We start from the raw sequence: 22,709 nt of genomic DNA, 5'->3' as shown, positions 1-22,709 counted from the left end.
TCTCGAGACCGCGCCGAAGCCACGCGCTTCAGGCGGGCAGCGCCGCCTTGATACGGGCATAGATATCGTCGATATCGCCGACGCCGGCGACCGCCGAGAGCATGTCCTTGTTGTCGTAGTACTCGACCAGCGGCTGGGTCTGTTCCTGGAACACCTTGAGCCGGTTGCGGATCGTCTCTTCATTATCATCGGCACGACCACGCGCCATCAGACGCTGAACGATCTCTTCGTTATCGACCTTGATATGAATCACGCCCTGCAGCGGCCGATCGAGTTTGGCCAGCAACTCGTCCAGCGCTTCGGCCTGAGCGAGGCTGCGCGGAAAGCCGTCGAGGATGAAACCCTTCTCGGCGTCCGGTTCGTTGAGCCGCTCGCGGATCATGCCGACCACGATGTCATCGGACACGAGCTCGCCGGCGTCCATCGCCGCCTTGGCTTTCTTGCCGAGTTCGGTCTGGTTGGCGACCGCGCTGCGGAGCAGATCACCGGTCGAAATCTGCGGCACGCCGAATTCGGCGACCAGTTTTTCACTCTGCGTTCCCTTGCCCGAGCCGGGCGCACCCAGCAGCACGATTTTCAGCATGATTTCCCCGCAAAAGACCTTCGAGACAGGATTTTGCGCACGACGATACACAACGCCCAGCGCAGACGAACGCTCGACGTTAATGATTCCCATAAGGCAAGTCAATTTTCTCGACCCGCCCTGCTCACGTATGCTTTGCCCTCGCAGGGATCCGAACGGACCTGTGTCGATCGTTACCCGGTGTCCGGCCGTTGCGGCCTGGCAAACATCTGCGATTCGACCCTGGCCGACGGAACCGTTGAACCACGCATGACGCCACCTAACATTACTCGGAGCGCGCCCTGCACGCGCTATCTACAGGTCTGCCGACCCCGGATCACAGGATGAATTCATGAGCAAGAAGAACGCGTTTTATGCCCAGAGCGGCGGTGTGACCGCCGTCATCAACGCCTCCGCCGCCGGCGTGATCGAAGCCGCCCGCGAGCATGGCGACGTGATCGGCAAGGTGTACGCCGGCCGCGACGGCATCGTGGGCGCGTTGACCGAAGATCTCATCGATACCAGTGAAGAGTCGGCCGGCGCCATCGCCGCACTCAGACACACGCCCTCGGGTGCGTTCGGCTCGGCCCGCTACAAGCTCAAGGGGCTGGAAGAAAGTCGCGCCCAGTACGAGCGCCTGATCGAGGTCTTCAAGGCCCACGACATCGGCTATTTCTTCTACAACGGCGGCGGCGACTCGGCCGATACCTGTCTCAAGATCAGCCAGCTGTCGGAAAAAATGGGCTATCCGATCCAGGCGATCCATATACCCAAGACCATGGACAACGACCTGCCGCATACCGACTGCTCCCCAGGTTTCGGCAGCGTGGCCAAATATACGGCGGTGTCCATCCGCGAAGCCGGATTCGATCTGGCCAGCATGTGCAAGACCTCCACCAAGGTCTTCATTCTGGAAGTCATGGGTCGTCACGCTGGCTGGACGGCCGCGGCCGGCGGGCTCGCCGCCGAGGCCGAGGGCCAGGACCCGCATATCCTGCTGTTCCCGGAAATCGCCTTCGACGAAGACAAGTTCCTCGCCAGGGTCGAAGACTGTGTCAAACGCTACGGCTATTGCACCATCGTCGCCTCCGAGGGCGTGCGCAACGCCGACGGCGAATTCCTGTCCGATGCCGGCAACACCGATGCCTTCGGCCACAAGCAGCTCGGCGGCATGGCGCCGACGCTGGCGGAACTGATCCAGACCAGGCTCGGCCACAAGTACCACTATGCGATCGCCGACTATCTCATGCGCGCGGCACGTCATATCGCCTCCCAGACCGATGTCGACCAGGCCTATGCGGTAGGTCGCGCCGCGGTCGAATACGCGGCGGCTGGCAAATCCGGGATCATGGTCTCGATCGTGCGCGAATCCGACGAGCCCTATCAGTGGTCGATCGGCGAAGCGCCGCTGGAGGAAGTCGCCAACGTCGAGAAGATGATGCCGCGCGAGTTCATCAGCGAGGACGGTTTTCATATCACTGACGCCGCCCGACGTTATCTCAAGCCGCTGATCGCAGGCGAATCCTATCCGCCCTATGCCGACGGTCTGCCGCAGTACGCGCGCCTGAAGAAAGTCGCGGTGAAAAAGAAGCTGAAGGACACGTTCGAGATCTGAACCGGCGGTCGATGCCATGCATCGGTTACACTGGCGCGCCTCAGATTTGATCATTCACCGTTAATAGGGGTCTGCAATGGGCTATGAATCCGTCACGCCGGGCAAGAACGCGCCCGAAGAAGTCAATGTCGTCATCGAGATCGTGGAAGGCTCGAGCTCGGTCAAGTACGAAGTCGACAAGGAGACCAACTGTCTGACCGTCGATCGCTTCATGAACGTGGCCATGCACTACCCGGCCAACTACGGTTTCGTACCGCAGACCCTGTATGACGACGGCGACCCGGTCGACGTGCTGGTGCTCACCCCCGAGCCGATCGTGCCGGGCTGCGTGATCAAGGCGCGTCCCGTGGCCGTGCTCGGCACCGAGGACGAATCCGGCCTCGACGCCAAGATCCTGTGCGTGCCGACCGACAAGATCGCCACCGACTACTACAAGGACATCAAGGACCTCGCCGACATCGACGAGCGCCTGAAGAACAAGATTCACCACTTTTTCGAGCACTACAAGGATCACGAAAAAGGCAAGTGGGTGAAGATCACCGGCTGGGAAGGTGCCGACAAGGCCAAGGCCGAAATCAGCAAGTCGATCGAGGCCTACAACAAGGGCTGATCGCAGTGGCATCGCCGGCCTTCGCGCCGGTCGGCATCACCACGGAAAGCCACCGTCTTCGCCGACGGTGGCTTTTTTACTGGTGACGGTAAAAAACACCAGCAACCAGAGGCGCGAGTCATTGCGTACGCGTCAATGCATCTCAGCCACGCGACTGATGTGAATACATCGGCTGGCCGGCAACAGGCAACTCCGCTGTCAGTATGGAACCGCTTTCCGACTCGGTGATATAGAGCTCGCGATTGCCGGCGCCGCCGAAGGCGATATTCGTGGTCGCCACGCCGACCTCGCTCACGATCCGGTGCAGCGGCTCGCCCAGCGGGCTGAAGTGCCATACGGCGCCGAAACCGGCATGAGCGATCAACAGCCCGCCCTCGCTATCCACGGCCAGGCCGTCGGGACCGCCCCAGCCGCCGGACAGCTGAATGAACAGCCCGACCTTCGATGTCCCGCCATCCGGTTGCAGCGGCACGCGCCAGACACAATTGCCGCGGGTGACGGCCACGTACAGCGTCTTCTCGGCCGGGTCCAGAACGATTCCGTTGGGGCTGGGCACGTTGTTCAACAGCAGTTCCAGCCTTCCATCCGCGCGCAGGCGATAGACGCGGCCGGTCGGATCCTGCAGACCGGTCTGGCCCTGGTCGGTGAAGTACATGTCGCCGTTGCTGGCGAACACGAGATCGTTCACCCCCTTGAAACGCTCGGCGTAGCGACGCTCGAGAATCGCCGTCACCTCGCCGGAGCCCGGATCGAGCTGCATGATCCCGTTGCGGTAATCGGCAATGAATATACGACCGTCCGCATGGATCTTCAGGCCGTTCGGCTCGCCGTCGTACTCCGTCACCAGGTCGAACTCGCCGGCTGGCGATATTCGGAACACCCGGCCGTAGGGGATGTCGACCACATACAGATTGCCGTCGCGGTCGAAGGACGGGCCTTCCAGAAAGCTGTCAAAGGTATGCCCGGGCCGTTGCGCGTCGCCCCAGCGGGTCCGCTGGCCAGTATTGCGCAAGCGATCGGGCAGGCGGGCAAAGACACGGCTCTTGATGATTTCGGGTGGGGCAAACATCGGCACACGCTCCTCTACGATCAGAACTGTCAGCGCACGGTCATGTGTGACGGCAACCACAGGGCAAGGCTGGGCAGCAGGGTCACGATCAGAATCATCAGGATGATCAGGCCGTAGAACGGCAGGACACCACGCACGATCTCGCCCAGGCGTCCGTCCCAGACCCCCTGGATGACAAACAGATTGAGCCCCATCGGCGGCGTGATTTGTCCGAGTTCTATCAGCAGCACCAGAATCACGCCGAACCAGATGCCGTCGAAGCCGTACACGCCGAGCACCGGGTACAGCACCGGGATCGTCATCACGATCATGCTGATGCTGTCCACCAGACAACCGAGCAGCGTGTAGAACACGAACAGCAGGATGATGAACTCGAGCCGGCTCAGTTCCAGCCCGCCAAGCCAGGTCGCCACGTCACTCCCCAGCCCCGACAGGCTGACGCTGTAGGAAAAGATATAGGCCGCGAACACGATCGCCAGGATGGAGGCGCTGACACTGATCGTACGGCGAAAGACACGCGTCAGAACCGCTCGATTCATGTCGCCCCAGGTCCACGCGATGATCGCGCTGAGCACACAGCCCAGCGCCGCCGATTCGGTGGGTGTGGCATAGCCGAAGTAGAGTGAACCCAGCACCAGACCGATCAGCACCGCGAACGGCAACAGATCATTGAGCGTGGCGAGAACGCCTTGATCGCCCGCTTCGATTTCACCCGGCTCATCGCCACTGGGCGCCAGCGCCGGGTTGATGAGGGCGCGCACGCCGACATAGAGCATGAACAGCAGCGCCAGCACGATACCCGGCAGCAGCCCCGCCATGAACAGTTTGGCGACCGAAAGATTGGTGAAGGAGCCATAGATGATCATGGCAATGCTGGGCGGGATCAGAATACCCAGAGTGCCGCCGGCGGCGATCGTGCCGACCGACAGACTGCGGTCGTAATCGCGCTTGAGCAACTCCGGAATACCGACCGTGCCGATACTGGCCGCCGTGGCCACGCTCGAGCCGGTTATGGCCGCGAATATCGCGCAGCCCACGATATTGGTCTGCAGCAGCCCACCCGGCAATCGCTTCACCAGACGGGCGAGCCCGCGGTATACCCGAAAGCTCAGCCCTGCCTGCAGCAGAAACTCGGCCATCAGGATGAACAGCGGTATCGCGGTCAAGGTAAAACTGTTCGTGCCGCCCCAGAGCGCCAGCGCCATGCCCTGAAAACTGCCAAAGCCGCTGGTCAGCCACAGGTTGAACAGCCCGGCCAAGCCGATGGCCAGCGGCACCCAGACGCCCAGCAGCAGCAACACAAGAAAGGCGCCGAACAGGAAAAGGGCCTCGACGATCAGACTCATCGTCCTACCTCCGGTTGCGGGTCCGATCGCGCAATCGACAGCCGCACTACTCTCAGCACCAGAATCAACGCCGTCGCACTCAACCCGATCGGCATCAGCAGCTGGGGAATATACAGCGGCGTGCCCAGCAGGGTCGGTGCGCTGTAGCTGCCGTTCAGGGAGTCCATGGCCAGCTGGAAACACTGGTAGTCCAGAACCAGCACAAAGCCGATGAACACCAGCGACAGTAGCCAATCAAGCATTCGCGCCTTCGAGGCCGACAGGCGCTCGGTCAGGATCTCCACCCGAAACAGGGCGTTGTCGTGAACGGCCACTGCCAGTCCCAGAAATATGACGGCGACCAGCAGATAGCCGGACACCTCGTCGACACTCAGAAACGAATAATCGAACACGTTACGCGCCACGATCTCGGCCACGATGCCCACCGCCATCACCGTCAGCGCGAGGGCACATGCAATCGCACAGGCCCCCGCGATCAGTTTTTCGACGGCAAGACAGAGGCTCGCGATCGCGCGCCGTTGACGATCGCGCCCGTCGGTTGCGCCTTGCATGCCCGGTGCGCCCTACTTGTCGATCGCGGCGCGAACTTTCTTGAGAAGCGCCTGAGTGGGCGCTCCCTGGTCGCTGGCCCACTCCTCCCAGTAGGACGACATCTTCTCGACGCCCTGCTGCGTGTCCTCGGCGCTGGCCGCGGTCACGGTCATACCCTCGGACTGCATCTCGTCGGTGAGGGTCTGTTCCTCCTTGCGCATCTGCGTGGTACCCCAGTCGGCATTCTTCTGCACGACACTCTCCAGCGTCTTCTGGAGTTTCGGATCGAGCGCATCGAAGGCTTTCTTGTTGACGAGAACAAATGACGCGAAATAGTTCGGGCCCAGGCGATAGCTGTAGTTGAGCAGGTCCTTCCAGGTGCGCGCACCGCCCGAACTTGCGGTGAACACACCGTCGACCACGCCCCGTTGCAACGCCGGTGCCACCTCCGGCGTGCCGATGGTGACCGGAGTGCCACCGAAGGCGCGCACGAAGGCCGCCTGCTGCGGCGATGACACGCGCATCTTGCTGCCGGCCATATCGGCCAGCGACGTCAGTTTCTTGCTGGACCAGGCCACCTGTTGCGGATAATGGTAGATCGCCAGAATCTGGATGCCCCGCGCCGCGAACGCCTTTTCCAGCGCGGGCCGCATGACGTCGACCGCCTTGTCGAAGTCCGCTTCGCTGGTCAGCAGCAACGGCAGATTGAGAATGCCGGCGATCGGGACGTTGCCATACGGAAAACCGTCGTCAGCCAACTGGATCGTGCCACCGCGGCTCACCGACTGGGTGATGTTGGTGGCCTGTATCGGCAAGGAACCGCCGAAATGCATTCGCACGGTCAGGTCGCCGTCGGTCTGCTCGGTCACCTGCTGGGTGATCTTCTGCATCATCGAGCCCGCGGTCATCACCGGGGTGTTGATATACGTGTAGGCGTTCCAGTTTTCCGCCACGGCCGACGCACAGGGCAGCAACGCTGCCGAACAGGCGACTGCCATCAGGGCCAGAGTGTTTCTGTTGAACATTTCTCTCTCCTCGAATCGCTATTCTTGTAATGCAACACTTTGATTCAGTACTATTTTTCGCTCGTGAAGCGAGCATCCTCCTCATACGGGTAATCCTTGAGAGCCGTGGCGATATCGTCTGGGTTGTAGGTCCAGTACTGGCGTATCTGCTCGATAAGGCCATCGCGAAAGCGGTAGTGCTCCGAGCCGCGCACGGCCTTTTTGCTGCCATCGGTGCGCACGAGCATCGTCCATTCACTGGCCGCGACCGACACACCGTCGATGAACGTATCCACATGCCAGCTCGCGCCGTCCCATTGGTCGCGCACCTTCACATAGAACGCGCCGATCGTCTCCGCGCCCGTAACCGGCCTGTGATTGGTGTCGTACACGACGGCGTCGCTACAGAAATAGGCGGCGATCTCGGCCGCCGACAGATGGCTGCAGGCATGAAAATACCGGCTGACCAGATCATGATGCTTGTTCATGGACGAACCCCTAGCGAGTGGATGCCAACGTGGGTGAAAGCGTGCTGCGGGTGAGCGCGGCTGCCACCAGCAGGATGGCGCTTCCCAGCAGCAACTCGAGCCCGGCCGCGCCCCAGGCCACGCGGTAGGAAAAATGCTCGACAATGAATCCGAATATCAACGGGCCGATCACCGCCCCCGACGACGTGCCGACCTGGACCAGGCCGGTCGATGCGGCCGGGTCCGCGGGGCTGAGCTGTACCACCGCATGGATCAGCAGTCCGGTCCAGCCCCAGCCGAAACCGAACGCGATCGAGGCGCCGACCACATACAGCCACTGATGAGAAAGCGCCAGGGCGAGAAAGCCGATGGCACCGGCAACCAGCATGAGCGCGATCGCCTGCAGATGTTTTTCATCACGCCGGTCGGCGAGCACGCCGGACAGAAGTCGACCGGACACACCCACGATGCTGGCCCCGGCGAATACGACGCCGGCCTGCCCCGGACTCCAGCCGGCGACGACCGCGCCCGGCACCAGAAAGATACTCAGGGAACTGCCGGCGGCCATGCCCAGCCCCGACCCGGTCGAAATGACCATCAGCGCCTTGCGCGGCAGCCGTAACGCCGGCGCAGCCGCCTGCGTCGAACGCACGGCCAGCCGGGCGTTCGGCGTATAGATCGCCAGCAAGACCGCCGGGAGTGCGAACAACGCGAACGCCCAGCGCCAGCCGACCGTCAAGCCGATGATCGGCACCGCCAGCCCGGCCAGCATGCCGGCCACGGGAATGGCGGACTGCTTGATCCCGTAGGCGGTGCCCTGGCGATGGCGATCTATGCGTTCGGCCAGATAGAGATTCACCGACGGTTGCGCCAGCGCATTGCCCATGCCGCCCAGCGCGAGGATCACCACCAGACCGGCAAGAGAATGCACGCCGACCGCCAGAAACAGCAGGACCATGATCACCAGCACCAGCGAGGCGCGCATGGTCGTACGCACGCCATAGGCCGTGGCGACGCGGCCGGCAAAATACGAGGCCAGCGCACCCGAGCCGAAGAAGGCCGCCGAGGCAATGCCGAGCGCGCTCACCGGCACGCCGATATCCGCGCTCAGCTGAATGCCCAGCGCGCCAACCAGAAACAGCGGCAGCACCGTGAACGTGGCGACACCCACCGCGCCGGCGCTCGGCCGGAGCAACGCGGTCGGCGCGTCAGATGGCAAGGCGTTCGTCACTTGGCCTGCCAGACCGGTTCCCGCTTCTCCAGAAACGCCGCCACGCCTTCCGCGCGATCCTCGCTGTGATAGGGATTGGGCCCGACGTGCAGCCGCAGTGCGGCGGCCAGTGGCAACTCCCCGCCCTTGCCGATCATCGCCTTGTAGCGACGCAGCGTGAGCGGTGCGTTCGCCACCAGCTGGCGACAGAAATTCATCGCCTCCTCGGCCAGCGCATCGCCGGGCACGACCCGGTTGACCAGGCCCCAGCGCTGGGCCTGTTCCGCGCTGATCAGCTCGCCGGTGTACAGCAGTTCGTAGGCGATACCGCGCGGAATCAGCCGCGGCAGCAGTTGACAGCCGAAATTGGAACCGAGACCGCGCTTGGCTTCGGGCAGGCCGATGCGCGCGTGATGGGCGGCGATCCGGATATCGCAGGCCAGCGCGACTTCACAGCCGCCGCCGACCGCGACCCCGTTAAGCGCGGCCACCACCGGTTTGCTGCATTCGAGAATCACCTCGAACACGTTGCGCTGCACGCCGCGCATGGGCAGCGTCGGCGCCCGCTGTGACTGATCGGCCTCGTTCATTTCCTTGAGGTCGATGCCGGCGGAGAACGCGCGCGAGCCGCTGCCGGTGATGAGTACGGCCCAGACGTCGTCGTCCGCGCTGAACCGGTCGAAGGCCTCGATCAGATCGCAGATCAGGCCCGAGCTGAGCGCGTTGAGCCGATCCGGGCGATCGAGCGTGACCTTGGCAATACGGTCGACGACCTCGATGCTCAGTCCGTTGGGGGTGTTCGACATGGCAATCTCCACTGGCGGTGTATGAAATCGTTGACCAAACGGCCCGGTCGGCGCTGGCGCTCAAGCCCGTTGAAAGCGTGATCGCGCGGCCGCGATGCGCCATCGCAGCCCACGGCGGCACCAGAACCTATCCCTCCGGTTTCGGCCGGTCGGCTGCGACCACCGCGCCGGCCTCGCACAATTGTTCGAGCGCGGCCGCATCGAATCCCAGTTCGGAGAGAATGGGCCGCGTATGCGCGGCAAAACACGGTGACGCGGCACGGGCCAGATTGAACGGTGTCGCACTCATGCGGATCGGTGTCGCCAAAGCCCGATACCGGCCCGCCGTTTCGTGTTCGTAATCGGTGAGAATGCCCTCGGCCTCGACGTGCGGATCGAAGAACAACTCATCCACATGCCGCACCTCGGCCACCGGCACTTCGTTTTCGCGCATCAGGGCGACCCAGTCGGCACTGCTGCGTTCGACCAGCAACGTCTTGAGCTGGGCGCCGAACTCCATCGGGTCGGCGTCGGCAATCGCAGCGGCGATACCGGTCGCCGCGGCCAGACGCCGTCGAGCCGGCGCGCTGCCGGCGCCCAGCGCAATGCTGCCATCGGCGGTGGCGAACACGCCGTAATGGGCGGTGTGGGTCGGCGGGTCCGGGCGCAGATCACGCCGGACCTGTTCGACCTCGTCGTGCGTCGCGCGTTGCTTGCGCAGAGCGGGCAGCTGCGCGTCCACGAACTCGTGCCGCCATTCGTCGTGGCCGTAGACATGGGCCAGCGCGTTGTTCTGAATCGCGAGCGCGCCGCCCAGCAGCGAGGTCTGCACGCACTGCCCCACGCCGCTGCGCTCGCGGGCATAGAGCGCGGCGCCGATACCGCCGAACAGCAGCATGGCGGCGGTGTAGTCCGCAACCTGGACCTCGCTATGAAAAGCCAGCCCCTCCTGCTCGGCGGCGAGCGAGCTCATCAATCCCGAGCGCGCCTGCACCACCACGTCCATGCCCGGCAGCGGCGCCTCCGGTCCGACCTGGCCGTAGGCCGTCACCGCGCCGTAGATGACTTTGGGGTTGATCGCGGCAACCGCGTCGTAGTCGAGCCCGCGGCGTTTGATCGCGGCCGGGCTGAGATTGACGAGCACTACATCCGCAATCTCGATCAGGGCACGCACCACCGGCGCCGCCTCGGGATGACCCAGATTGATGGCGATGCTTTCCTTGCCCCGATTCTTGATCAGAAACGGACGGGTCTCGCCGGGGGCGAGCTGATCGGCCCATGAGCGGTACGAGTCACCGGTCGGCGGTTCGACCTTGATCACCCTTGCACCCGCATCGGCGAGCATCTGGGCACAGAACGGCGCGACCACGAACTGCCCGAATTCGACCACGGTGATATCGGCGTACGGTCCTTGCATGAACGAGCTCCCGGGTTATGCAGGTTGCGTCGAGACGCACTTGATGACGGCGTCGGGCCGAGCAGTCGTCGTTTCGAGAACCTCGGTCTGTCGCGCCGGTGGGGTCAGCTCATCCAGGCAACGGCCACCTAAGGTCGGCCCCGAGGTCTGCAGATGACAGGCCACCTCGCCGCCGCCGTCGATGGGCGTCATCTGCGGCATGCTTTGGCCGCAGACATCCATCGCGTAGGGACAGCGGGTATGAAACGGGCAGCCCGACGGCGGATTCGACGGATCGGGAATACTGCCCTGCAACACCATCCGCCGGGCCTGATCGCGCTTGCGCGGATTGGGCACGGGAATGGCCGACAGCAGCGCCTGCGTATAGGGATGCGCCGGCGATTGATACAGGCGCTGGGTTGGCCCGGACTCGACGATATGGCCGAGATACATCACTGCCACCCGGTGCGAGATATGCCGTACCACCGCCAGGTCGTGGGCGATGAACAGATAGGACAGCGACAGCTTCTCGCGGATATCCTCGAGCAGGTTGATGACCTGATTCTGGGTCGACACATCGAGCGCCGACACGGCCTCGTCGCAGACGATCAGACGCGGATTGAGCGCCAGTGCGCGGGCGATGACCACGCGCTGGCGCTGGCCGCCGGAGAATTCATAGGGATAGCGGTCGGCGTGGCTGGGCCGCAGCCCGACCAGCTCGAGCAGCTCCTCGACGCGCTCGCGCATCTGGGCACGCGTCATGGCCCGATGCACGCGCAGCGGCTCGCTGATGCTGGCACCGATGGTCGACGACGGGTCGAGCGAGGAATACGGGTCCTGGAAGACCATCTGCATCTGCGAGCGGATCGTGCGCAACGCCTTGCCGCGCACCGACGCGATGTCCTGCCCCTCGATCCGCACAGTGCCCGATTCGATCGGCACGAGCTTGAGAATGGCGCGTCCGGTGGTCGATTTACCCGAGCCGGATTCGCCCACCAGCCCCAGGGTCTCGCCCGGAGCGATATGCAGGCTGACGTCGTTGACCGCCCGTACCACCCGGCGGCCGCCGAACAGCGTGTGCTTGCGAAACGTCACCTGCAACCGCTCGACCTCGAGCAGCGCCATGCCCTGCCCCTGCGTGGTCCTGTTTACTGGTTCGCCGCTCACGATATACCTCGCAAATCGATTTCACCGCTGCGCACGCAGCGGCTCATCTGCTCGGGCCCGGTCTGCCGAAGCTCGATCGGGCTCTGGGTGCATTTGGACTCGCCGTAGGGACAGCGCGGATGAAAACGACAGCCCACCGGCATGTTCCACGGCTCGGGCGTATGCCCCGGAATCGAGGCGAGCTTGCCGGTGGCCGGGCCGAGCTGCGGCATCGCCTTGAGCAGACCGTCGGTGTAGGGCATGTCCGGTGTTTCGAACAGCTCGATCGCCGGCGCGCGCTCGACCACCTGGCCGGCGTACATGACCACCACGCGGTCACAGATCTCGGCAACCACGCCCAGATCGTGGGTGATCATCAGAATCGACATGCCGATCTCGTCGCGCATCGACGCCAGCAACTCCAGAATCTGGGCCTGAATGGTCACGTCGAGCGCGGTGGTCGGCTCGTCGGCGAGCAGCAGTTTGGGCTCGCAGCTCAACGCCATCGCGATCATGGCGCGCTGGCGCATGCCGCCGGAGAACTCATGCGGATAGTCATCGACACGCTTGACGGCCTTGGGGATGCCGACCAGATCGAGCACTTCGATGGCACGACGCTTGGCCGCGCGGCGACTACCGCCGCGATGGCGCAGCACGGTTTCGCTGATCTGGTCGCCGATGGTGAAGGCCGGATTGAGGCTGGTCATCGGCTCCTGGAAGATCATGGAGATGTCGTTGCCGCGAATATCGCGTCGTGCGCGCTCGGGCAGCGTCAGCAGATCCTGTCCTTCGAACCAGACGTGGCCGCCCGACAGCCGCCCGGGCGGCATGGGCACGAGGCCGAGAATCGACAGACCGGTGACGGTCTTGCCGGAGCCGGACTCGCCCACCAGCCCCAGAATTTCATGGTGACCGATATCGAAGGAAACATCGTTGACCACGTTGGCCCAGCCGTGATCGGTGGCGAAGTCGATGGACAGGCCGTCGACATCCAGCAGCCTGTCCTTGCTCGCGGCCGCCGCGGGCGACCGTGTCCGTTCGTCATGCGCGGATTCAATCGATGACATGCGTCAATCTCCTTTCCGTACTTCGCGGCCCAGCGCATCGCGCAGGCCGTCGCCGAGCAGGTTGAATGACAGCGTCGCGATCGCGATCGCCAGCCCCGGCCAGAACACCAGCCCTGGGGTAGAGCGGATTTCGGGAAAACCGCGGCCGAGCATGTTGCCCCAGCTGGGGGTGGGCGGAATCACGCCCAGGCCGAGCAGACTCAGGGCGGCTTCGGCCAGCAAGGCCGACGCCAGTAGCAACGAGATCTGCACCAGCAGCGGCGACAGGATGTTGGGCAGCACGCGCCGGAAGATGATGTTGACGGCGGGCGTGCCGATGCTCACCGAGGCCTCGATATAGGTCTCCGCCCGCACCGACAGCGCGGCACTGCGCACCACGCGAAACAGCCTCGGCGCATAGACCAGGCCGATAGCGCTCATCGCCTTGATCAAGCCCGGCCCGGTCGAGGCGATGATGGCCACCGCCAGAATCAGGGCCGGAAACGTCATCAGCACGTCGGCCGTACGGCCGAGCAGCCAGTCCACCCAGCCGCCGAAATAACCGGCCACCAGCCCGGACGGCACGCCCAGGATCACGGCAACGGTGACCGCGAACGTGGCCGCGAACAGCGACGCGCGGCCGGCGTAGATGATGCGGCTCAAGGTGTCGCGCCCGAGCGAGTCGGTGCCCAGCCAGTGCGACATCGACGGCCCGGACAGGCGGTTGACCACGTCGATGGCATCGGGGCTGTAGGGCGCGAGCAGCGGTGCCGCGATCGCGCCCAGAACCATGAGAACGAGCACGATCAGCGCCGCGAGCGCGATCCGGTTCGCACAGAAGCGTCGGGTGAAGCGGTGCAACGATGTTTCACGACCCGATCCGCGGCCCGACGTTGTGGCGGCCGTCTTCGGCGCCGCCGGGCCGGACTGTGTCGATCCTGTGTGGCTGCTATTCATGATCAGCGCACCCTCGGATTGAAATAGGCATAGGAGACGTCCACCAGTATGTTGATCACGATCACCATCGCGGCCGCCACCAGCACCACGCCCTGCACGATCGGGAAATCCCGGTTGAAGACCGCGTCGTAGGCAAGCTTGCCGATGCCGGGCAGCGAGAACAGCTGTTCGATGACCACCGTGCTGCCCAGCAGTCGGCTCATCTCGATGCCGAAGACGGTGATCACCGGCAACGCCGCGTTCTTGAGCGCATGCTTCATCACTACCCGCGCCGGCCTGAGCCCCTTGGCACGCGCGGTGCGGATGTAGTCCTCGGACATCACGGTCACCAGCGAGGCCCGGGTCTGCCGGGCGATGATCGCCGACGGCGTCAGCGATAATGCGAACGCCGGCAGCGTCAGATGCCGCAGCCACTCCAGTGGATCCTCGGTCAGCGGCACATAACCCACCGACGGGAACCAGGGCAGATCCACCGACAGCAGCATGATCAGCAGCATGCCGACCCAGAAATACGGCACCGCGACGCCGATACTGGCAAGTACCGTGGCACTGCGATCGACCCAGGTACCGGGACGCAGCCCGGCAATCGAACCCATGGCCACGCCCAGCACCAGCGCGATCACCATGCACAGACCAACCAGCGAAATCGTGGTCGGCAGTCGTGCGGTGATATCGACCCACACGGTCTGGCTGCTGAACAGCGAATGGCCGAGATCGCCATGTAATACGCCGCTTATCCAGTGCCAGTAGCGCACCAGAAACGGCTCGTTGAGCCCGAGGCTTTCGCGGATCGCCGCGATCTGCTCGGGCGTCGGATTCTGCCCCGCCAGGCTGATCGCCGGGTCGCCCGGAATCAGCACGATGAGACTGAATATCAGAAAACTGATGATCGCCAGCAAGGGGATCGCTGCGGCCACACGCGACAGGAATATCTTAAGCATGAAACACGCTCTGTCCGATGAATCGGCATCGGCGAGCCAGCGCGGGGACAATGCCCCGCGCTGGCCGGCACCGGTCGATTACTTGCTGCGACCCGGATCGATACCGACGCCGCGGAACTCTCGAGCTCCATCGGTGTGGATATTCAGACCCACCACCTTTTTGTTCATCGTGAACGGCGTCGTCAGATGACACAGGGTGATATTGGGATAGGCCTCGTCGGCCACCGCCTTGAACAGTTTTGCGTAGATCGGCCCGCGTTTCTCGGCGTCCGCGCTGTTCATGGCCTCGGCGTTCAAGCGCGTGATCTCGTCGGTGGTGTAACCGCCGGGATTGGAGAAGCCATCGGCCAGATAGTATTCCGAGGTCAGAATGCTGGGATCGGATGACGCCTTCTGTTCCTCGAGGACCGCATCAGCCGACTTCTTGACCGAGAAATCCTCGGACAACAGGCCGATACTCTTGGGCGTGATCGACATCTTGATGCCGACCTGGGCCAGGTTGTATTGCACGATCTCGGCGATCTGCTGGTATAGCGACAGATTGATCACCTCAAGATCGAACGAGAAGCCATCGGCAAGGCCGGCCTCCTTCAACAACTGCTTGGCCTTGTCCGGGTCGTAGAGTTCACCCTTGTCGAGATCCGGATTGGAGGCGAAATACGACGACGGGAACAGCTGGATCGACGGCTCGCAGAACCCGTCCGTGACCTGCTGGACGGCCTTGCGGTTGATCGCATAGCTGATCGCCTTGCGCACCCGCTTGTCGCCGAACTTCGAGCGTTTGGTGTTGAGCTTGATGTTGTAGCTCGACAGGCTGGGCCGCTGGCATACCACGAGGTCGGCCTTCTTGGCGGGCTCGTACATGCTCGCCCGCAGGAAGGTGGAGTCGGCGGCACCCGTGATCACGGCATTCAGACGCGCGTTGTCGTCGCCGGAGATGAGAAACACCATCTTGGCCACGTTCTGGGCGTCCGGGTCCCAGTAATCCTTCACCGCGGTGTACTCGACTCGATTACCCGGCTGATAGCTGGCCATCCGATACGGTCCCGAACCACCGGTGGGCTTGATGTCCTCGCCCTTCTTGTCGAAGGCCGCCGGGCTCATCATCATGCCGGCCGAACCGCCGAGCACGCCAACCAGGGCACCGGCGCCGCCGTCGGTATGAATACGCACGGTGTGCGGATCCACCACTTCCACCGACTTCACCGACGCCAGCGAATTGGCGTTGAACGACCCCGGCAGCGTCTTCGAACGCTCGATGTTGGCCTTGACCGACGCCGCGTCGAAAGCGGTGCCGTCGTGATAGCTCCAGCCATCGCGCAGTTTCAACTCGAGCGTCTTGCCCTCGTCGGAGAGTGTCCACGACGTCGCCAGCATCGGCTGCGGCTTGCCCGAGTCGTCCATGTAGACAAGGCTGTCGTAGATCGGAAACAGATACATCTGGCTGTTGTTGGTAGTGATCTTGTCCGGATCAAAACTGGTATTGCCGACGCTGTACATCCAGGTGAACGTCTGCGACTTGTCGATGCCGTCGGTCATCTCCGGGCAGCGGGGTTCCTTGACCTCCGCCACCTTCTGATCGCCCGAATCCGCCGCAGCGCCGCTGCCGGAATTGTCGGCGGACTGGGCCGTGTCACTGTCGTTACTTCCACAACCCGCGACCATGGCCAGCAGCAGCACCAACGCCGCGCTACCGGATAACCAACCAAGCTTTCTAATTATTGTATTCATAAGCCTCCTCCGCACTCCTTGTTGATCTAAGACCTGGAAACAGGCCCTGATTCACTGCTCATGACTTGTTGCGACGCCGCTGTGACCACATCTGCGTGGCACGCTCGAACTGCAGCGCAGCTTCCCAGCCGATCCCCGGGGGACCCAGCTCGGTACGGAACGACCGCACGGCCTCGCGCGCCAGGGCCGGGTCCTTGGCCGGTTTCTTCGCCAGTTCCATCGCGAAATCCTCGACCTCGTCGTCGGCCAGCGAACGCCAGGCCAGACCGATCTCCTGCGCGCGGCGGCCATCGATCTCCTCGCTGAACAGACCCATCGCCGCGGTGGCCTCACGGCCGGCGGTACGCCCGGAAATAGTGAAATAGCCGCCGCCGGGGTGCAGGCCGATACGCAGAAAGCCGGACATGATGCGGGCGTTGTCGGCAACGATGCGCAGGTCGGTCGCCAGCATCAGATTGATGCCCGCACCCACCGCCGCACCGCGTACCGCGGCAATGGTCGGCACCTTCAACGCGCCGACCCGCATGAACGCACCGTAGACCTGGCCCGCTTCCTTGTAGGTCGTCTCCTCGGCCTGATCGGCGCCCGGCTGCCAGCGGCGCCGATCGGCGCCCGAGCAGAACGTGCCGCCGGCGCCGCGCACCACGGCCGCGCCGATCGAATCATCGGCATCGATCTCCTCGCAGAAATCCGCGAGCTGTCGCCCCATCTCGGGGGTAAGACCGTTCTTGACTTCGACCGAATCGACCGTGAGCAACGCCACACCGTCCTTTCGCTCCAGGTTTATCTGTCCCATGAATATGCTCCTCTCTGATCCTGTTTCGATTGACCGACACACGGCGTCGGATTCATTGTTTTTCTCGCACCAACGCGCTACGGCGCCAGCTGTACCAGCACGTCGACCGCGGTGACGCCTTCGCCACGCGCCGCCACGATCAACGGATTGATTTCGAATTCGGCCAACTGCTCGCCGGCCGCGACCGCCACGTGGCTGACGCGCACCACGGCGTCGACCACGGCCTCGACGTCGCATGCGACCGCGCCGCGATAACCGGCCAGCAGCGGCCACGCACGAAGACTGCGCAGCATCCGATAGGCCTCATCGGGCGCCACCGGTGCCAGCCCCGAGGCCACGTCGCGATAGATTTCAGTGGTGATGCCGCCGAAACCCACCGTGATCACCGGCGGAAAACCGTCTCTGGCGGCGGTGGTGGCAACAATCAGTTCGACGCCCGGCGCTATCATTTCCTGCACCAGCACGCCGTCGGCGTCGACACCGTGGTGGACCGCCGCGGCCATCAGCTCGTCGAAGACCGCGGCCGCCTGGTCGGCGTTCACGCTCAGGCGCACGCCGCCGACATCCGATTTATGCGCCAGCGTGCCGGCCTGCAGTTTCATCGCGGCGGCCGATTGCATCGCCGCCACCGCCTGCTGCGCCTGCGCGCCATCCGTAACCAGCGCCGATGCCGGTCGGCGAATACCGATCGCGTCGAGCAGGGCCTGACCGCCGTCGGCGCCGGCCGAGGCGAGCAGATCGCCCAGTGGCGGCAAATCCACCTCGCCGACCGACGCCGGCTCTCCCGGCGACGGTTCAGCCGGCGCCGCCGGCATGATCAGCGCGGCGGCGCGGGTGAGTTCACCCACGGAATGAAAGACCGGCACACCGGCGGCCCGGAATATCTGGCGACCTTCTTCGGTGAGTTCCCGGCCGGCCAGCCAGGCCACCAGCACCGGCTTGGACAGGGCGGCGGCAGTCTCGACGATGCCGTCGGCCAGTTCCGCACCCGCCTTGCCGGTAACCATGGTCAGCAAGACAGCCACGGCGTCGATGGCCGGGTCGTCGGCGACGATCTGGCAGACGCGCCCGAAGGGATTGCCGCTCTGATTGAACAACTGCGCGGTCACGTCGACCGGATTGGCCAACGCCCCGAATGCGGGAATCATCGGCGCCAGCAGGGCCTGCGTCGGCTCGCCCAGTTCGGGCAGCGTGATGGCATGGGCCTCGCACTGATCGGCCGCCAGGCTGCCGGCGCCGCCCGAGGTGGTCACCACGCCCATACGCCGGCCCGCAACCACCGGGGTGGCCGACAGCACCGCCGCGACCGAGAGCAGTTCGCTGATGTCGTTGACCAGCGTCACACCGTATTTCTGCGATACCAGCGTGAAGGCGATGCTTTCGCTGAGCATCGCGCCGGTGTGCGAGGCCGCCGCGCGACGCCCGGCCTCGGAACGGCCGCTCTGCAGCAGCACGATCGGCTTGGCGAGTTCCTGGGCCTTGCGTGCCAGGCGCTCGTAGACATGACCATCGCCGATCGATTCCACATAGAGCATCAGAAAACGCACTTCCGGCTCTTCCAGCAGTTCGTCGGCGACCTCGTAGAGTTCGAGATCGGCCTGATTGCCGGTGCTGACCCAGGCGGTCAGGCCCAGGCCCATTTCCATCGACAGATCCAGAATCGAGCCGCCGACCGCGCCGCTCTGGCCGACATAGGCGCCGCCGCCGCGCTTGAATACCAGCGGGCGGTCGGCCGCGGCCGTGAAGGTCGCCGACAGGCCAATGGGAGTAAAGAGCACTCCCTGACAATTGGGCCCCAGCACCCGCACACCGGCCTCGCGACCGGCTGCCACCAGTTCATCCTGGAGCGCCGCGCCGGTGGCGCCGGTCTCGGCAAATCCGGATGCGAAAACGATCGCTGCCACTGCGCCCGCGGCACCGGCATCCCGTATGGTCTGGGCCGCCTGGGCCGCGGGCACCATGACCATCACCAGATCCACCGGCGCCGGCACGCTCTTGAGCGAGGCATAGCAGGGCTTGCCGCCCAGTTCGTCGTAGTTGGGGTTGACCGGGTAGATCTCGCCCTGAAACCCGTGCTCGGCCAGATAACGCATGGGTCGCGCCATCGCGCTGTCGGCACGCCCGGAGGCGCCCACCAGCGCGACCGAGCGCGGCCGGAACATACGCGCCAGGGGACGACCCGAATCGGTGTCGTTCATACGCGGTCCACCGGCGTCGACAGTGATGTCTTCGCCCGGTGCGTGCGTGAATTGCTGACTTGCGCTGACTGCATTGTTTCGGCCCGCTTGCTGCATAGAAAACCTCGTTCCTGTAAAGCTGTTCCCGACCGCTCGACCTGTGCGCTACGATCGCAAATCACCTGTTCTCAAGGTGGCCCTTGCCAAGCCAGCGACCGCCGTCGATGACCAGGTTCTCGCCGGTGATGAAATCCGCGTAGTCGCTGAGCAGGTACGCCACCGCGTTGGCAATCTCGATGCGTTCGGCCAGACGGCCGCGCGGGACCCCGCGCAGAATTCGCTCGCGGTCAGCCTCGGTGGGAAACAGCTGGGCCACGGCGCCGGTATCCGCCGTGGATCCCGGCGTCACCAGGTTGACCCGGATATTGTGCTGCCCCCACTCGACCGCCAGCGTTCGGGTCATCGCCAGCACGCCTGCCTTGGCGCTGGCCGAATGCACCGCCAGCGGCCCGCCGTGAAAACCGCCCACGGTGCCGATGTTGAGGATCGACCCACCACCGGCCGCGATCATTTTCCTGCCGGCGATCTGGCTGCAGTACCAGGTGCCGTCGAGCACGATCGACACCACGGCCCGCCAGGCATTGACCGACATCTCCTCGGCCTTGACCCGGAAATTGCCGGCCGCGGAATTGACCAGCATGTCGATACGGCCGTATTCGGCCTCGGCGCCGTCCACGAACGCCTCAACCTGTTCGGGGTCGCGTACATCGACGCGCAGGCCGATCGCCTCGGCGCCGAGCGCACGCAGTTCGGTAGCGGCCTGATCGATCACCTCCTGACGCCGACTGCCGATGACGACCTTCGCCCCCAGCAGGCCCAATGTCTTGGCGATCTCGTAGCCGATGCCGCTGCCACCGCCGGTGACCAGCGCGACGCGGCCGGCAAACGTATCCGAGGCAAGCATGGGTTTCATGGCTGATCTCCGTGCGGACAGATTCTGCTCAGGCCGGCCTGGTGCTGTTGCCGGCCGACGCGTTGAAAAGTCATGTATTCAAAGATCACTGAGAAAAGGCCACATGCCATCGCCACCGGTGGCGCAGATGCGTTGGCCGATCCGATCCTGCCAGTACGGCTCGGTGCCGAACTCATCGCGCCACGACCATAGACGACGGGTGTAGTAATGCAGGGTGTGTTCGCGGGTAAAACCCATCGCCGCATGCACCTGATGGGCGACGGCAGCCGCCATGCCGGCGGCTTCGCCCACCCGCGCCTTGGCCACCGCGATCATGAAACCGGGCTCCTCGCCGTCGGTCGCACGGGCGGCCGCGGCTGCTGCGGCACCGGCAGCGGCGACCTGGCCGGCCATCGCCGCCAGCTGTTGCTGGACCGCCTGGAACTTGGCAATCGGGCGGCCGAACTGCTTGCGCTCGTTGGCGTGCTCGACGGCCAGATCCAGCGCCCGACGCATCGCACCCGCCATCTGCAGCGAACGCAGCAGCGCACCCCACTCGGTGATACTCGGCCCGGTCATGGTCTTGGCCGTCACCGCATCCGCGGTCAGTTCCAGGCCGTCGAGCGACGCACTGTCGCGCGCCTCCCCGGCCAGGCTGACATCCGGCCGCCAGTCCAGGCGATCCGCCTTGATCACGACCCGGCGCATGTCACCGTCGCGCGCCGGCATATCCAGGAGCACATAGTGCGCATGCCGGCCCCAGGCGATCCGCTGCAGTTCGCCGGTCAGTGTCCAGCCGTCGTCCGCGGCTTCGAGACGGGCGTCGACGATATTGTGTTCCCCTGCCAGGGCGATGATTTCCTCGCCGGAGACGTCGATACGGTCTGCAAGCAGCCGCATGCCGACGAAGGTTTCGGCCAGGGGCAGCGGCAAGGCGTGATAGCCGGCGAGTTCGGCCAGCGACAGACCGTCGGTGACGGCCAGACCGGCGCCACCCTCGTCTTCCTCGAGCAGCATGCCCGCCAGACCCATCTCGGCCACGGCATGCCAGGCGTCGTCGGAGAAACCGCCGTCCTCGCTCGCCTGCCAGAGTTCGCGGTCCACCCGGTCGGAGAACAGACGCCCCGCCGAGTCCAGCATCATGTCACGGATATCGTTCATCGTAGGCCCAACCCTTTTGCGATAATGCCGCGCAATATTTCGCGCGTGCCGCCCCGAATGGAGAAGGACGGCGCCGAGAGCATCCCCTTACCCAACGCCTCGGCGTAGGGATTGCCGTTATCCAGCGAGGGCGCGACGTCGACCAGCAGACGCGCGATTTCCGGAATCTCCTGCTCGAAGGCCGTGCCGACATCCTTGACCGCCGCCGCCTCGAGTTCGGGCGACTCGCCGCGTTCGAGCATGCCGGCCACCGACAGCGACATCTGCCGCAGCGTCACGAGGTGCGCGATCAGGCGACCGACCGCGATCCGGTCACGGCTCTCGGCCTTTCTTGCCACCGCGTCGACGAGCTGGCGCAACAATTGGTATGTACTGAGAATGCGATCCGGGCCACTGCGTTCGAAGGCGAGCTCGCCGGTCACCATCTGCCAACCGCGGCCTTCCTCGCCGATGAGCATGTCGTCGGCGACGAACACGTCGTCGAAGAACACCTCGTTGAAATCGTGACTGTTATAGAGGTTGTAGATCGGGCGGGTGGTGATGCCCTCGCTTTCACGCAGATTGACGATGAACTGGGTCAGGCCCGCATGGCGGTCCTCGCCGAGCGGCTCACTGCGCGCCAGGGCAATCAGGTAGTGCGCCTGATGGGCATTGCTGGTCCATATCTTGGTGCCGTTGAGCAGCCAGCCGCCGTCGGCGCGCGTGGCCCGCATGCCTACCGACGCCAGATCGGAACCGGAGTTGGGCTCGCTCATGCCGATGGCGAAAAAACATTCGCCGGCCGCGATCTGCGGCAATATCTTTTCGCGCGCGGCCTCCGAGCCGTTGGCGAGAATGTTGTTGCCACTCTGACGATCGGCCACCCAGTGCGCGCCCATGGGGGCACCGGCCGCCAGCATTTCCTCGATCACTACAAAGCGATCCAGCGCGCTGGCCTCGTGACCGCCGTAACGCTCGGGCCAATGCATGCCGATGAAGCCATGCTGGCCACAGCGCCGACTGAAATCCGCGTCGTAAGTGCCCCAGGAATTGCGATGCGGCGTAAAACGTTCGTGCGCCAGCTCGTCGGCCAGAAAAGAACGGGCCGCGTGACGAAACGACAGGGCACTGTCCGGCAGTTCGACCGGATCGAAACGGAACGAATTCATTATCGGTATCTCCTCCGACTTGACCCCGGCCGGCGATCCGGCAGGGAGCGCGTCGCGCC

At 64.3% G+C, this 22,709-nt stretch carries 21 protein-coding genes; 2 read left to right on the top strand and 19 right to left on the bottom strand.

All coding sequences use genetic code 11. The annotated features are described in order from the left end of the window. Positions 1 to 28: 28 nt before the first annotated feature. Positions 29 to 583, bottom strand: coding sequence for an adenylate kinase (locus ACFOSU_RS00575; RefSeq protein ID WP_380685380.1), 555 nt, complete (start codon positions 581 to 583; stop codon positions 29 to 31). A 331-nt stretch (positions 584 to 914) separates the two neighbouring features. On the opposite strand from ACFOSU_RS00575, the gene ACFOSU_RS00570 reads away from it, so the two are divergent. Together ACFOSU_RS00570 and ppa are read left to right on the top strand one after the other, a co-directional pair. Beyond that, a complete protein-coding gene (locus ACFOSU_RS00570) occupies positions 915 to 2,177 on the top strand; it encodes a 6-phosphofructokinase (protein ID WP_380685377.1) in 1,263 nt (420 codons plus the stop codon). 76 nt (positions 2,178 to 2,253) lie between these two features. Then, positions 2,254 to 2,787 carry an inorganic diphosphatase gene (ppa, locus tag ACFOSU_RS00565; protein WP_380685375.1) on the top strand — a complete coding sequence of 178 codons (534 nt, stop codon included), beginning with the start codon at positions 2,254 to 2,256 and terminating at the stop codon, positions 2,785 to 2,787. A gap of 142 nt (positions 2,788 to 2,929) precedes the next feature. Here the strand turns inward: ppa and ACFOSU_RS00560 are convergent, their stop codons facing one another. The 18 genes from ACFOSU_RS00560 to ACFOSU_RS00475 all read right to left on the bottom strand — a co-directional run bounded on the left by ACFOSU_RS00560 (position 2,930) and on the right by ACFOSU_RS00475 (position 22,650). Then, positions 2,930 to 3,862, bottom strand: a complete 933-nt coding sequence (locus ACFOSU_RS00560) for an SMP-30/gluconolactonase/LRE family protein (protein ID WP_380685373.1) — start codon at positions 3,860 to 3,862, stop codon at positions 2,930 to 2,932. Positions 3,863 to 3,885: 23 nt separating this feature from the next. Continuing rightward, positions 3,886 to 5,202, bottom strand: coding sequence for a TRAP transporter large permease (locus tag ACFOSU_RS00555; RefSeq protein WP_380685371.1), 1,317 nt, complete (start codon positions 5,200 to 5,202; stop codon positions 3,886 to 3,888). After that, positions 5,199 to 5,753: a TRAP transporter small permease gene (locus ACFOSU_RS00550; RefSeq protein ID WP_380685369.1), complete on the bottom strand. Its 555-nt coding sequence runs from the start codon at positions 5,751 to 5,753 to the stop codon at positions 5,199 to 5,201. Before ACFOSU_RS00550 ends, ACFOSU_RS00555 begins: the two co-directional genes overlap by 4 nt. 12 nt (positions 5,754 to 5,765) lie before the next feature. Beyond that, positions 5,766 to 6,758: a TRAP transporter substrate-binding protein DctP gene (dctP, locus tag ACFOSU_RS00545; protein ID WP_380685367.1), complete on the bottom strand. Its 993-nt coding sequence runs from the start codon at positions 6,756 to 6,758 to the stop codon at positions 5,766 to 5,768. A 50-nt stretch (positions 6,759 to 6,808) separates the two neighbouring features. Continuing rightward, complete coding sequence (locus ACFOSU_RS00540) at positions 6,809 to 7,225, bottom strand: nuclear transport factor 2 family protein (RefSeq protein WP_380685365.1); 417 nt, start codon at positions 7,223 to 7,225, stop codon at positions 6,809 to 6,811. Positions 7,226 to 7,235: 10 nt separating this feature from the next. Next, the gene (locus tag ACFOSU_RS00535; protein WP_380685363.1) at positions 7,236 to 8,423 is read right to left on the bottom strand and encodes an MFS transporter; all 1,188 of its coding nucleotides are present in this window, start codon (positions 8,421 to 8,423) and stop codon (positions 7,236 to 7,238) included. An 8-nt stretch (positions 8,424 to 8,431) separates the two neighbouring features. Further along, positions 8,432 to 9,220, bottom strand: a complete 789-nt coding sequence (locus tag ACFOSU_RS00530; RefSeq protein ID WP_380685361.1) for an enoyl-CoA hydratase/isomerase family protein — start codon at positions 9,218 to 9,220, stop codon at positions 8,432 to 8,434. 127 nt (positions 9,221 to 9,347) lie between these two features. After that, on the bottom strand, positions 9,348 to 10,616 hold the full coding sequence (locus tag ACFOSU_RS00525) for a CaiB/BaiF CoA transferase family protein (protein ID WP_380685359.1): 1,269 nt from the start codon (positions 10,614 to 10,616) through the stop codon (positions 9,348 to 9,350). Positions 10,617 to 10,631: 15 nt separating this feature from the next. Continuing rightward, complete coding sequence (locus tag ACFOSU_RS00520; protein ID WP_380686424.1) at positions 10,632 to 11,720, bottom strand: ABC transporter ATP-binding protein; 1,089 nt, start codon at positions 11,718 to 11,720, stop codon at positions 10,632 to 10,634. Between the two features lie 38 nt (positions 11,721 to 11,758). Continuing rightward, complete coding sequence (locus ACFOSU_RS00515) at positions 11,759 to 12,808, bottom strand: ABC transporter ATP-binding protein (protein WP_380685357.1); 1,050 nt, start codon at positions 12,806 to 12,808, stop codon at positions 11,759 to 11,761. Positions 12,809 to 12,811: 3 nt separating this feature from the next. Next, positions 12,812 to 13,744, bottom strand: coding sequence for an ABC transporter permease (locus ACFOSU_RS00510; RefSeq protein WP_380685355.1), 933 nt, complete (start codon positions 13,742 to 13,744; stop codon positions 12,812 to 12,814). Positions 13,745 to 13,746: 2 nt separating this feature from the next. Beyond that, positions 13,747 to 14,685, bottom strand: a complete 939-nt coding sequence (locus tag ACFOSU_RS00505) for an ABC transporter permease (RefSeq protein ID WP_380685353.1) — start codon at positions 14,683 to 14,685, stop codon at positions 13,747 to 13,749. Between the two features lie 78 nt (positions 14,686 to 14,763). Then, the gene (locus tag ACFOSU_RS00500; RefSeq protein ID WP_380685351.1) at positions 14,764 to 16,416 is read right to left on the bottom strand and encodes an ABC transporter substrate-binding protein; all 1,653 of its coding nucleotides are present in this window, start codon (positions 16,414 to 16,416) and stop codon (positions 14,764 to 14,766) included. 58 nt (positions 16,417 to 16,474) lie between these two features. Beyond that, on the bottom strand, positions 16,475 to 17,212 hold the full coding sequence (locus tag ACFOSU_RS00495; RefSeq protein ID WP_380685349.1) for an enoyl-CoA hydratase/isomerase family protein: 738 nt from the start codon (positions 17,210 to 17,212) through the stop codon (positions 16,475 to 16,477). Positions 17,213 to 17,289: 77 nt separating this feature from the next. After that, positions 17,290 to 19,410, bottom strand: a complete 2,121-nt coding sequence (locus ACFOSU_RS00490; protein WP_380685347.1) for an acetate--CoA ligase family protein — start codon at positions 19,408 to 19,410, stop codon at positions 17,290 to 17,292. A 157-nt stretch (positions 19,411 to 19,567) separates the two neighbouring features. After that, entirely contained in the window at positions 19,568 to 20,362 is a 795-nt protein-coding gene (locus ACFOSU_RS00485) for an SDR family oxidoreductase (RefSeq protein WP_380685345.1), read from the bottom strand. A gap of 78 nt (positions 20,363 to 20,440) precedes the next feature. Then, a complete protein-coding gene (locus ACFOSU_RS00480) occupies positions 20,441 to 21,502 on the bottom strand; it encodes an acyl-CoA dehydrogenase family protein (protein ID WP_380685342.1) in 1,062 nt (353 codons plus the stop codon). Further along, complete coding sequence (locus tag ACFOSU_RS00475) at positions 21,499 to 22,650, bottom strand: acyl-CoA dehydrogenase family protein (protein WP_380685340.1); 1,152 nt, start codon at positions 22,648 to 22,650, stop codon at positions 21,499 to 21,501. Before ACFOSU_RS00475 ends, ACFOSU_RS00480 begins: the two co-directional genes overlap by 4 nt. Positions 22,651 to 22,709 lie beyond the last annotated feature (59 nt).

The sequence above is a fragment of the Salinisphaera aquimarina genome (assembly GCF_042643355.1).
In the GTDB taxonomy this organism is placed as follows: Bacteria; Pseudomonadota; Gammaproteobacteria; order Nevskiales; family Salinisphaeraceae; genus Salinisphaera; species Salinisphaera aquimarina.
This window is presented reverse-complemented; position numbering and strand designations above follow the sequence as displayed.